The sequence below is a fragment of the Streptomyces rishiriensis genome (assembly GCF_030815485.1).
Taxonomy (GTDB): domain Bacteria; phylum Actinomycetota; class Actinomycetes; order Streptomycetales; family Streptomycetaceae; genus Streptomyces; species Streptomyces rishiriensis_A.
In genome coordinates this window covers 7000179-7011730 of sequence record NZ_JAUSWV010000002.1, presented here as the reverse complement: position 1 = coordinate 7011730, position 11552 = coordinate 7000179, and the positions used below count along the sequence as shown (strand labels likewise).

The following is an 11552-nucleotide window of genomic DNA, read 5'->3' as shown; positions in this document are numbered from 1 at the left end:
GATGCAGCTGGGCCTGATCGGTCTGGGCAAGATGGGCGGCAACATGCGCGAGCGCATCCGCCGCGCGGGCCACACCGTCATCGGCTACGACCGCAATCCCGAGGTCTCCGACGTCAGCGGTCTGGCCGAACTCGTCGACAAGCTCGAAGCGCCGCGCACCGTCTGGGTGATGGTCCCGGCCGGCCCCGCCACCCAGTCCGTCATCGACGAGCTCGGCGGCCTGCTCCAGCCCGGCGACACGGTCGTCGACGGAGGCAACTCCCGCTGGACGGACGACGAGAAGCACGCCGCGGAACTCGGCGCCAAGGGCATCGGCTTCGTCGACGCCGGTGTGTCCGGCGGCGTCTGGGGTCTCCAGAACGGCTACGCCCTGATGGTCGGCGGCGAGGCCGAGCACGTCGCCAAGGTGCAGCCGATCTTCGACGCGCTCAAGCCGGAGGGCCCGTACGGCTACGTCCACGCGGGCAAGGTCGGCGCCGGCCACTTCTCGAAGATGGTCCACAACGGCATCGAGTACGCCATGATGCAGGCGTACGCGGAGGGCTGGGAGCTCCTCGAGAAGGTGGACTCGGTGGAGAACGTGCGCGAGGTCTTCCGGTCCTGGCAGGAGGGGACCGTCATCCGGTCCTGGCTGCTCGACCTGGCCGTCAACGCCCTCGACGAGGACGTGCACCTCGACAAGCTGCGCGGCTACGCGGAGGACTCCGGCGAGGGCCGGTGGACGGTCGAGGCCGCCATCGACAACGCCGTGCCGCTGCCCGCCATCACCGCGTCCCTCTTCGCCCGCTTCGCCTCCCGCCAGGAGGACTCGCCGCAGATGAAGATGATCGCGGCGCTGCGCAACCAGTTCGGCGGCCACGCCGTCGAGTCGGCGAAGAAGTAGGCGCGGCCGTGGGGGATCTGCTGCTGGTCCGTCACGGGGAGACGGAGTGGAGCGCGTCGGGACAGCACACCAGCTTCACCGACCTGCCGCTCACCGAACTCGGCGAGCGGCAGGCCAAGTCGCTCGCTCCGCTCCTCTCCGGCCGGAGCTTCTGCCTGGCCCTGACCAGCCCGCTGCAGCGCGCGGTGCGCACCGCCGCACTCGCGGGCGTCACCGGGGCCGTACCCGAACCCGACCTGCACGAGTGGGACTACGGGGCCTACGAGGGCATCACCACCGTCGAGATACACCGGACCCGTCCCGACTGGGACCTGTGGACCGACGGCGTGCCGCCCGGCCGGGACGGTCGTCCCGGCGAGTCGCCCGAGGAGATCGGCCGGCGCGCCGACCGGGTGCTGGCGCGGGTGGACGCGGCCCTCCAGAACCGCGGCGGTGACGCCGTACTGGTCGCGCACGGCCACTTCCTGCGCGTCCTGACCGCCCGTCGGCTCGGGCTCCCGGCCGCACAGGGCCGGTTGTTCCAGCTGGCGACGGGCACGGTCAGCCGTCTGTCGACGGAACACGGGCGGCCCGTGATCGCCGAATGGAACGTACGGGCATAGTCGGTTGACACCGCTCGGCGAGGCCCGCCAGAGTCGCGGCTGATGGAGATCGACGATCTGACACCGGCCGAAGAGCGACTCCGGCGGGCCTTCGCCACCGGGGCGACCGTGGACTTCCGGGGCGAGGGCGAGCCGAACGGCCCCGAACGCACCGTACGGGCCGCGGTGTTGCGGGCGCTGCTCCTCAACGGCCCCCGTGAGGCGGGCGAGATAGCCGCCCTCAAGGCCGTCGGCGCGCGCGTCACCGGCGTCCTCGACCTGCGGAACGCGGTCGTCGACAGCATGGTCCGCCTGATCCACTGCCGTTTCGACGAGGCGCCGCGACTGGTCGGCGCCCAGCTCGCCTACGTCAGCCTGCGCGACTGCGAGCTGCCCGGTCTGGACGCGTCGCACGCCCGCGTCGACGGAGGGCTGCGGCTGACCCGCTGCCGGATCGGCGGCCCGGTGCACCTCAGCAGAGTGCGGATCTCGGGGGCGTTGTACCTCGACGGCGCGGAGGTCACCGCGGCGGATCCCGCACAGCCCGTCCTCCAGCTCAACCAGGCGTTCATCGACAACGACCTCTGCGCCCGCGGCCTGCGCACCCAGGGCCTGATCCGGCTCGACGGGGCCTCCGTCACCGGCTCGATCGACCTGGAGGACGCCGAACTGAACAACCCCGGCGCGCAGGTGCTGACCGCGGAGTCCCTCGACGTGGGGGCCAACCTGCTGGGGCGGCGGCTGCGCGCGCACGGCCGGATCGATCTGCGCGGCTCCCGCATCCCCGGCCGGGTGGATCTGCTGCATGCCTCCCTGTCCAACCCGGGCGGCACCGCGCTGCGGGCCAGCAGCTGTGTCATCGGGGAGCTCTGGCTGCGCGAGGGCGCCCCGATCGAAGGCCGGCTCAATCTGCGGCGCGCCGAGGTGGGCCGGCTCCAGCTGGAACCGGAGATGCTGCCCGACCAGGTGCGGCTGCTCGATCTCACCTACACCTTCCTGACCCCGCACGAGCCCGCCGAGCGCCGGTTGCCGATGCTGGAACGCGACGACGGCGCGTTCGACCCGCACGCCTATGAGCAGCTGACCGCCGCCTACCGCCGTATCGGCGACGACCGGGCGGCCCGGGCGGTGCAACTGGCCAAGCAGCGCCGGCATCGCGGCACCCTGCCCTGGTACGGGCGGGCGTGGGGCCACCTCCAGGACGCGGCCGTCGGCTACGGGTTCCGCCCGCTGCGCGCGGCCGTCTGGCTGCTGTCCCTGCTGGCCGTCGGCTCGATCACGTACGCCGGACACCATCCGGCGCCGCTCAAGGCGGGTGAGGCGCCCGACTTCAACCCGGTCTTCTACACCCTCGACCTGCTGCTGCCCGTGATCTCCTTCGGGCAGGAGAGCGCGTTCGCGCCGCGGGACGGGTATCAGACGCTGTCGTACGTCCTCATCGTGACCGGCTGGATCCTCGCCACGACGGTCGTCGCCGGCGTGACCAGGACGGTCAGCCGGCAGTAGGTCAGCGCGCGGCGCGCTGGGCGGCCAGCCGCACCGGCGCGTTGGCGGCGCCGTACCCCTGGTAGCCGCCGTCGCGCTGGACGAGTTCGAAGAAGACCCGGCCGACGGTGTGCGTGTAGCAGTGCCGGAAGACACCGTGCGCGTCCCGGTCGTAGAGGATGCCGAGGTCCCGGTAGATCTCCAGCTCGCCTTCGGCGAACTCGAAGCGGGCCGCGAGGTCGTCGTAGTAGTTCGCCGGGATGGGCAGCAGCCGTCCGCCGGCCCCGGTGAAGCGGCGGGCCGCGGCGACCACGTCCCCGACGGCCAGCGCGATGTGCCGGGCGTGCGCGGTGTCGTCACCGGGGGCCGCGCCCACGGTGAGCGGGAACCGGACGCTGCCGTCGGCGTTGGCGACGGCCCGACTGCGCAGCAGCCCGTAGGGGTCGGCGACGTCGACGCTCTCCTGGGCGCCGAGACCGAGGACACCGCGGTGGAAGAGGACCGCCTCGTCGAAGTGGTGCCAGGGCTGGGTGAGCGCCACATGGTCGATACGGACGGCGCCCGAGGCGGCCGGGGCGTGCGGCACGTCCGCGAAGTCGGCACGCCAGTCGGGCAGTTCGGGCCGGTTCGTGGCGCACAGGAAGAGCTCCGTGCCGTCGGGGGCGGCGACGGCGTCGAGCGGGGCGTCCTCGGCGCCGCGACGGCGGGGCAGGACGGGGGCGAGCAGCGCCTCGGCGCGGCGGGCGGCCGCCGCCGGGTCCGGTGACTCCAGGCCGATCGCGGTGAGGACGGTGCCGTCGACGGGAGTCCCCGCGCGCGAGCGGAGCCGAGAGGGGGAAAGCGCTGCCGGACCGGTGTTGACGAGGACGCGGGCCGCGCCCTGCTCCCACAGCTCGACCGGCTTGCCGCGGTGCCGGGCGGTACGGGCGAAGCCGAGGCCGGACAGGAGGGCGGTGACGGGTTCGGCGTCCGGGGTGAGCAGTTCGGCGAAGGCGACCCCGGTGGGCGCGGCGGGCGCGGGCAGGGCCCGGATGCCGGTCTCCTCCTGGAGGATCAGCAGGGAGCGGCGGGCGTCCACGGCCGTCGGACCGGCCTCGGCCTGGCGGAAGACGTCGTTGAAGACCTCGAGCGAGAGCGGTCCGTCGTAACCGGTGCGCAGCACGTGCTTCACCAGCCCTGCGACGTCGAAGCCACCCTGACCGGGGAAGCAGCGGTGGTGGCGACTCCACTGGAGGACGTCCATGCCGAGCAGCGGGGCGTCGGCCAGCTGGAGGAAGAAGATCTTCTCGCCGGGGATGGCCCCGATGCCTTCGAGGTCCTTCGGACCGGAGCTCCGGGACAGGATGTGGAAGCTGTCCAGGCAGGTGCCGAGCGCGGGGTGGCCCGCCGCCTCGACGATGCGCCAGGCGTGGTCGTAGGTGCTGACGTGCCGACCCCAGGCGAGCGCCTCGTAGGCGACGCGGATGCCGAAGTCCTGTGCCAGGTCGGCGAGTTCGCTCAGCTGCCCGGCGGCGAGCGCGTCGTCGTCCGCCGCGAGCGGGGAGACGCTGGAACAGACCAGCACGGTCTCCGCGCCGAGCCTGTCCATCACCTCGAACTTGTGCCGTGCGCGGCGCAGGTTGCGGGCGAACTCCTCGGCCGGCACCGCCTCGATGTCCCGCATCGGCTGGTAGAGATCGACGGTGAGACCGAGATCGGCGCAGCGGGCGCGGATCTCCTCCGGGGCGAGGGGGCTCGTGAGCAGGTCGTTCTCGAAGATCTCGACGCCGTCGAACCCGGCCCGGGCGGCGGCCGTGAGCTTCTCGGTGAGGGACCCGCTGAGCGAGACGGTGGCTATGGACGTACGCACGGTCGTACTCCTTCGGAAGCTGTGGCGCGCCCCGTAAGAGGCGCTGGGCGTGACATCCCGAGGCTGCGCCGGGTGGGCGCGACCGGCCGCGGCCGGCTCGGGACCGTCGCAGTACGTGCCGCGACTGTCATACGGCGTGGTGGTCCGGGTTGTCATCCGGCGTGACCCCGGCTGTCATACGGCGTGACCCGGGTTGCCGTACGGCGCGATCCGGGCCGTCAGACTGTGTGACCTGGGCTGCCGTACGGCGCGATCCGGGTGGTCACAGGGCGCGGCCGGCCGAGTGTTCCGCGCCACGGGCCATCTCCGCGAAGTCGGCCAGCATGCCGACGCTGTCCGGCTCGCGGCCGGTGAACAGACGGAAGGCGTCCACGGCCTGGAAGACGGCCATGCCGCCCCCGTCCAGAGTGGCGCAGCCGACCGCGCGCGCGGAGCGCAGCAGCTCGGTCTCCAGTGGACGGTAGACGACCTCGGCGACCCACAGATCGGGACGCAGCAACCCGGCCGGGAAGGGCAGGCCGGGATGGGCGGCCATGCCCGTGGGGGTGGCGTGCACGACGCCGTCGGTCCGCGCCAGCAGATCGGCCAGCCGGTCCGGACCCGCGGGGGCGGCCCGGCCGGGACCGAAGTGCCGGCTGAGGGAACCGGCGAGATCCGCGGCCCGGTCGGCCAGCGCGTCCACGACGGTGACCTGCCCGGCGCCCAACGTGAGGGTGGCGTGCGCGACGGCCGCGCCCGCGCCTCCGGCGCCCAGCTGCACCACACGCTCCAGCGGGACGTCGGGCAGGCCCCGCGCGAAGGAGGCGGCGAAACCGGTTACGTCGGTGTTGTGGCCGACGGCCCGGCCGTCCTCGAAGACCACGGTGTTGACCGCCCCGAGCGCCTCGGCCCCGGGGGCGAGCGCGTCGAGGTGCGGGATGACCAGTCGCTTGCACGGATGCGTGATGTTGAGCCCGTCGAAGCCGAGATCACGGGCCGCGCGCAGCAGGTCGCCCACCGCCTCGGGTCCGACGCCCAGCACGTCGATGTCGATGAGCCGGTACACGTACCGCAGACCCTGCCGGGCGGCCTCCCGCTCGTGCAGCGCCGGGCTGAGGGACGGACCGATACCGGAGCCGATCAGTCCGACGAGATACGAGTCCTTGGAGACGACGGCCACGGCGGACCTCCTGATCGGCTGGCTAATGTACGAACTGGTGAGTTAGTCATAGCATCAGGGCCGACCCTGGGGGAAGCCCTCTCACGTCACGGGTCGGGGGCGGGCTTCTAGAATCGCGGCACTGCACCCACGCCGCCCGAAGGAACCCGGATGACCAGCGTCGACGAACCGGCACGACCTCACGGCAACGGGCGCTTGCGCGACGCCGCCCGCACCCGGGCCGAGATCCTCGACGTGGCGACGCTGGAGTTCGCCCGGGTCGGCTACGCCGGGGCCCGGGTCGACGACATCGCCGCCCGCACCAGCACCACGAAGCGGATGATCTACTACTACTTCGGCGGCAAGGAACAGCTGTTCACCGCCGTCCTGGAGCGGGCGTACGGCGTCATCCGCGAGGCCGAGCAGCAGCTCGACGTGGAGCATCTCGACCCGGTCGCGGCCATCCGCCGACTGGCCGAGCTGACCTTCGACCATCACGAGCAGCACCCCGACTTCATCCGACTGGTGAGCATCGAGAACATCCACGAGGCCGAGCACATCGCCGGCTCGGAGAAGCTCGGGCGGATCGGCTCCCCCGCGCTCGACGTGATCGGCCGCATCCTGGCCTCCGGGCGGGAGTCCGGCCTCTTCACGGCCGAGGTGGACGCCGTCGACCTGCACGCCATGATCAGCTCGTTCTGCTTCTTCCGGGTGGCCAACCGGCACACGTTCGGCGCCCTGTTCGGCCGCGACCTGGTCGACCCGGCACAGCGGGAGCACTACCGCGCCATGCTCGGCGACATGGTGATCGCCTACCTGACGGCGGAGCGAACGGCGGACTGACCCGGCGGACCGGTGCGGCCGACCGGCCGCTCCGGTCTGCCGACGGCCGTCCGGTGCGCCGACCCGGCGGGCCGGTGCGATCGGCGGGCCGCTGCGGCCGGAGGACCGACCCCGCCGGAGGACCGACCCCGCCGGAGGACCGACCCGGCGGGCCAGTGCGGTCGACCGGCCGGTGCGGTCGGCCGACGGCCGTCCGGTGCGCCGACCCCGCGGGCCGAGCCGGAGGCCGAGCGGGTGGGCCGAGCGGGGCCTCACGGCGGGCCGGCCTCCGTGGACGGCGCGGCGCCTCCGGGGAAGTCCCTACGCCGCCCCCTATTGACAGCGGAGAAACATCGGCGCAACATCCCTAGCCATCCGCTACTAACTACCCAGTGGGTTAATTAGCCGGTCACGCACCCGGCGCAGCCGCCCCGCACCCCAGGGAACCGGCCCTACTCCCCTTGCCTCACTCCACGTACGTTGGAGTTCCCTCGAAGGAGCACGCCGTGTCCGTCCCCGCAGCACCTGCCGGCCAGCCGAAGAAAGCCGCCGCGGCGGCCTGGATCGGCAGCGCTCTGGAGTACTACGACTTCTTCATCTACGGCAGCGCGGCAGCACTGATCTTCCCCGAGGTCTTCTTCGACGCGTCCGACCCGGCCACCGCGACCCTGCTGTCGCTGGCCACCTTCGGCGTCGCCTACGCAGCCCGGCCCGTCGGCGCCCTTTTCCTCGGCCACTTCGGCGACCGGGTGGGCCGCAAGAAGATCATGGTCTTCACGCTCGTCCTGATGGGCGTCTCGACGTTCCTCATCGGCTGCCTGCCCACTCGCGCGCAGGTCGGCACGCTCGCGCCGGTCCTGCTGGTGCTGTGCCGCGTCCTCCAGGGCATCTCCGCCGCCGGGGAGCAGGCCAGCGCCAACTCCATGACGCTGGAACACGCGCCGTCGCAACGCCGGGGTTTCTTCACCAGCTTCACCCTCAGCGGCACCCAGGGCGGGCAGCTCCTCGCCACGCTGGTCTTCATCCCGATCGCGGCGCTCCCCGAGGAGCAGTTGCTGTCCTGGGGCTGGCGGGTCCCGTTCTGGCTGAGCATCGCGGTCGCCGTCGTCGGCTACGTCATCCGCCGCAAGCTGGAGGAGACCCCGGCCTTCGCCGCCCAGCAGGCCACCGGTGAGGTCGTCAGGCTGCCGCTGGCGGTACTGCTGCGCGACCACTGGGCGGACGTCCTGCGGGTGGTCGCCGGCGCGCTCGTCGCCTCGGTCAGCACCATCTTCACCGTGTGGGCGCTGGCGTACGCGACCAGCGACGCGGTCGGGATGAGCCGCACCTCCATGCTGTGGGTGGGCGCGCTGGCCAACGTGGTCGCCCTGGCCGCCATCCCGGCCTGGGCCACGCTCTCCGACCGCGTCGGCCGCCGTCCGGTCTATCTGATCGGCGCGGCCGGCAGCGCGGTGATGATGTTCGCCTACCTGTGGGCGATCTCGACCGGCTCCTACCCGCTGATCCTGCTGCTGGGGATCGCCACCTTCGGCGTGGTCTACAGCGCCGCGAACGGCGTGTGGCCCTCCTTCTACGGTGAGATGTTCTCGACCCGTGTCCGCCTGTCCGGCATGGCGATCGGCACCCAGATCGGCTTCGCCGTGGCCGGTTTCGCGGTCACCTTCGCCGCGCGGATCGCGGGTCCGGACGGCGACGGCTGGTCCTCGGTGGCCCTCTTCACGGCGGCACTGTGCGTCCCGCCGGTGATCGCGGTCCTGTCGGCGCGGGAGACCGCGAAGATCCCGACGGAGGAGCTGGGCGAGCGGGGCGCGCGCAAGGCCCCGCAGCCGGAAACGGTTACCGCCTGATCCCGTGTCCACCCCGGGAGCCCACCCCGGTACCCGGTGACTGCGCGACCGGGCGGGACGCCCCTACCGCTGGGCAGCGCCGCTTGCGACGGCCGCGTCCAGCAGGGGCGCAAGTTCCGTCGCGACGGTCGTCAGCGCCCGGACGTCCCGTTCCGCCCGGGCGATCAGGATCGCCCCTTCCAGGGCGCTGATCATGAGGGTGGCGAGTGAGCCGGCCCGGGCCGCCGGGACGCCCAGGCCGGTCAGAGCCTCGGCGACCAGGCCGGTCCAGGTGGCGAACGCGGCGGCCGCGGCCTCCCGGGTGGCGTCGCCGGAGGCCGCGCAGTCGACGGTCGCGGCGGCGACGGGGCAGCCCGCGGCGAACCCTGACGCCGCGTACTCGTCCGTCCACTGGCGCACCATCGCGGCGAAGAGCCCGGCGGGAGTGGGCTCGCCGGCCTTCGCCGACTCGTCCAGGAAACGGGCGACGCGTCTGCCGGCGTAGCGGCCCGCCCATTCCACGGCCTCGTTGACGAGTTGCTGCTTGCCGCCGGGAAAGTAGTGCTGGAGCGATCCCCGGGGCGCACCGGCGTGGGCGGCGACCTCCCGCATGCCCGTCGCGCCGACTCCGTCACGGCGGATGAGCTGGGCCGCGCTGAAGACCATCCGCTCCCGGGGTCCCCGTTCGGGCGCCGGCATGGTGGGCCTCCTCCGAGCTGTGACACGCGCGAATCCTCTGTCCGAGAATCCTATGACCGGCGTCATAGCACTCGCTACTATGACCAGTGTCATAGAGCTGCCTGGGGCTGTCATGGAGCCGTCGTGCAGCCGTCGCGGAGCGCAGGGAAGGTGGCCGCCGTGCAGGTCGGATTCATCGGTCTGGGTGTGATGGGCCGCCCCATGGCGCTACGACTGGTCGGCGCCGGGACGCCCCTGGTGGTGTGGAACCGTACGGCGGCTCCCGCCGAGGCTCTGCGCGTGGCAGGCGCCGAGGTCGCGGCCGGCCCCGCCGAGGTGTTCGCGCGCGCCGACGTCGTGTTCCTCATGCTGGCCGACGGGACCGCCGTCGACGCCGTGCTCGGCCGCGGCACCCCCGACTTCGGCCCGCGGGTGACCGGGCGGGTGGTCGTCACCATGGGCACGACCTCGCCCGGGTACTCGCGGGCACTGGAGGGGGACGTGCGCGCGGCGGGCGGCCGGTACGTCGAGGCGCCCGTGTCCGGTTCGCGGGTCCCGGCCGAGCAGGGCCGCCTGGTGGCGATGGTGGCGGGCGAGGAGGCGGCCGTGGACTCCGTACGGCCGCTGCTCGCCCCGATGTGCCACGAGGCGTTCCGCTGCGGCCCGGCGCCCGGCGCGCTGCTGATGAAGCTGGCGGTGAACCTGTTCCTGATCACACAGGTGACCGGCTTCACCGAGGCCTTCCACTTCGCGGAGCGGCAGGGGCTCGACCGTCGGTTGTTCCTGGACGTCGTGGCCGCCGGCCCCCTGGCGAGCGGGGTTTCCCGGATGAAGGCTCCCAAGCTGCTGACGGGCGACTTCGCGGTGCAGGCCGCCGCACTGGACGTCCTGAAGAACAACCGCCTCATCGCCGACGCCGCCCGCGCGTCCGGTCTGGCCTCCCCCCTCCTCGACACCTGCCATGCCCTGTTCGAGGAGACGGTGGCCCTGGGTCACGCGGGCGCGGACATGGTCGCCGTCCTGCACGCCCTGGAAGCCCGCAGCGACGCGGGTGACGCCGACGCGGCCGACGACGGGGCCGCCGCTTAGGCGTCGCCGGCGCCCTTGGGAATGCCGTACGCGCGCTCCACTCGCAGGCGCAGCACCAGGCGGCGGTCGCGGACCATGGCGGCGCGGAAGTCGTCCCAGTCGGGATGCTCGCCCAGGACGTCGCGGTAGAGACGGACGAGTTCCTCGACGGTGGCGTCGTAGGGATCCTTCGCGACCGGCGAGAGGTCTGCGGTGGCCTCGGCGACCGTGTAGGCGCGGCGGTCGGCGGCGGTGACGTGGTACGAGGCCCGGGGGTCGCGCCGCAGGTTGCGGGTCTTGGCGCGGTCGTCCGTGACGGAGATCCGGATGACGTGCTCGTCCGGGTAGTAGCGGTGGGTGACGTTCGACAGCTGGGGGCGGCCGTCGCGCTTGAGGGTGACCAGTACCCCACCGCGGCCCTCGGAGAGCAGTGCGAGCAGTGCGTTCTGTGTCGTGTCCTGAGTCATGTCGGCACAACCGGCGCCGCCCCGGGCCGCATTCCCCGCAGGCCACGCTCCCCGCCTCGATCCACGCTCCAGAGTAGACACTGTCTATTCGTACCTGGTAGACAGTGTCTATGAGTGGCTCGGAGAAGACGGACCCGGAAAAGACGGACCCCCCCGAGGCGGACTCCGGGAAGCCGGACGCCGAACTGCGGACCCGCCTCGTCGACGTGGGCGTGGACCTGGTCTCCCGGGAGGGCGCCGGAGCGCTCACCCTGCGGGAGATCGCGCGCCGGGCCGGCGTCTCGCACGGCGCGCCGCGCCGCTACTTCCCCACCCATCTGGAGCTGCTGTCGGCCATCGCCCACCGCGGCTTCGCCCAGCTGGGCACGCGTGTGACGACCGTCCTCGGCGACGACACCGCCGGCCCTCGCGCCCAGCTCACCGAACTGGCGCACACCTACCTGGACTTCGCACTCGGCAACCCAGGCATGTACGAGCTGATGTTCCGTCACGACCTGTTGGAGAGCGGCCACTTGCGGCTGCGGGACACCAGCCTGCCCCTGTTCGGCGTCCTGGTGGACCTGGTCGGCCGGGTCCGGCCCGGCAGCGACGCCCGGTCGGTCGCGGGCGCACTGTGGGCGAACCTGCACGGCATCGCCCAGCTCTGGCGCTGGGGAAGCCTCCCCCTCGCCACCGGCGCCGACGACGTCGTACCCCTGATGCGAACCGCTCTGGACGCGCATCTCGGTCCGGAGGCCGACCGGTGAGACCTTCCC

At 72.6% G+C, this 11552-nt stretch carries 11 protein-coding genes; 7 read left to right on the top strand and 4 right to left on the bottom strand.

Going from position 1 to position 11552, the window contains the following annotated elements; all coding sequences use genetic code 11:
- Position 1 precedes the first annotated feature (1 nt).
- The 3 genes from gnd to QF030_RS33530 are packed head-to-tail and all read left to right on the top strand — an operon-like array spanning position 2 to position 2970.
- On the top strand, positions 2–883 hold the full coding sequence (gene gnd, locus QF030_RS33540) for a phosphogluconate dehydrogenase (NAD(+)-dependent, decarboxylating) (protein ID WP_307167780.1): 882 nt from the start codon (positions 2–4) through the stop codon (positions 881–883).
- Positions 884–891: 8 nt separating this feature from the next.
- Entirely contained in the window at positions 892–1485 is a 594-nt protein-coding gene (locus QF030_RS33535) for a histidine phosphatase family protein (protein WP_307166308.1), read from the top strand.
- Between the two features lie 42 nt (positions 1486–1527).
- Positions 1528–2970: a membrane-associated oxidoreductase gene (locus tag QF030_RS33530; RefSeq protein ID WP_307166307.1), complete on the top strand. Its 1443-nt coding sequence runs from the start codon at positions 1528–1530 to the stop codon at positions 2968–2970.
- A gap of 1 nt (position 2971) precedes the next feature.
- Here the strand turns inward: QF030_RS33530 and QF030_RS33525 are convergent, their stop codons facing one another.
- Together QF030_RS33525 and QF030_RS33520 are read right to left on the bottom strand one after the other, a co-directional pair.
- On the bottom strand, positions 2972–4798 hold the full coding sequence (locus tag QF030_RS33525; RefSeq protein ID WP_307166306.1) for a bifunctional sugar phosphate isomerase/epimerase/4-hydroxyphenylpyruvate dioxygenase family protein: 1827 nt from the start codon (positions 4796–4798) through the stop codon (positions 2972–2974).
- Between the two features lie 262 nt (positions 4799–5060).
- The gene (locus QF030_RS33520; protein WP_307166305.1) at positions 5061–5957 is read right to left on the bottom strand and encodes a shikimate dehydrogenase; all 897 of its coding nucleotides are present in this window, start codon (positions 5955–5957) and stop codon (positions 5061–5063) included.
- A gap of 150 nt (positions 5958–6107) precedes the next feature.
- Here QF030_RS33520 and QF030_RS33515 point away from each other — a divergent pair, with 150 nt between their 5' ends.
- Together QF030_RS33515 and QF030_RS33510 are read left to right on the top strand one after the other, a co-directional pair.
- Positions 6108–6779 carry a TetR/AcrR family transcriptional regulator gene (locus QF030_RS33515; protein ID WP_307166304.1) on the top strand — a complete coding sequence of 224 codons (672 nt, stop codon included), beginning with the start codon at positions 6108–6110 and terminating at the stop codon, positions 6777–6779.
- Between the two features lie 485 nt (positions 6780–7264).
- On the top strand, positions 7265–8605 hold the full coding sequence (locus tag QF030_RS33510) for an MFS transporter (protein WP_307166303.1): 1341 nt from the start codon (positions 7265–7267) through the stop codon (positions 8603–8605).
- A 63-nt stretch (positions 8606–8668) separates the two neighbouring features.
- Here QF030_RS33510 and QF030_RS33505 read toward each other — a convergent pair whose 3' ends face one another.
- Positions 8669–9283: a TetR/AcrR family transcriptional regulator gene (locus tag QF030_RS33505; protein WP_307166302.1), complete on the bottom strand. Its 615-nt coding sequence runs from the start codon at positions 9281–9283 to the stop codon at positions 8669–8671.
- Between QF030_RS33505 and QF030_RS33500 the strand changes: the two genes are divergently transcribed.
- On the top strand, positions 9176–10351 hold the full coding sequence (locus QF030_RS33500; protein WP_307166301.1) for an NAD(P)-dependent oxidoreductase: 1176 nt from the start codon (positions 9176–9178) through the stop codon (positions 10349–10351). The two genes, QF030_RS33505 and QF030_RS33500, sit on opposite strands and share 108 nt — an antisense overlap.
- Here the strand turns inward: QF030_RS33500 and QF030_RS33495 are convergent.
- A complete protein-coding gene (locus QF030_RS33495) occupies positions 10348–10797 on the bottom strand; it encodes a TIGR03618 family F420-dependent PPOX class oxidoreductase (RefSeq protein ID WP_307166300.1) in 450 nt (149 codons plus the stop codon). The genes QF030_RS33500 and QF030_RS33495 overlap by 4 nt on opposite strands.
- 110 nt (positions 10798–10907) lie before the next feature.
- Here QF030_RS33495 and QF030_RS33490 point away from each other — a divergent pair, with 110 nt between their 5' ends.
- Positions 10908–11543, top strand: coding sequence for a TetR/AcrR family transcriptional regulator (locus tag QF030_RS33490; RefSeq protein WP_307166299.1), 636 nt, complete (start codon positions 10908–10910; stop codon positions 11541–11543).
- Positions 11544–11552: the final 9 nt, after the last annotated feature.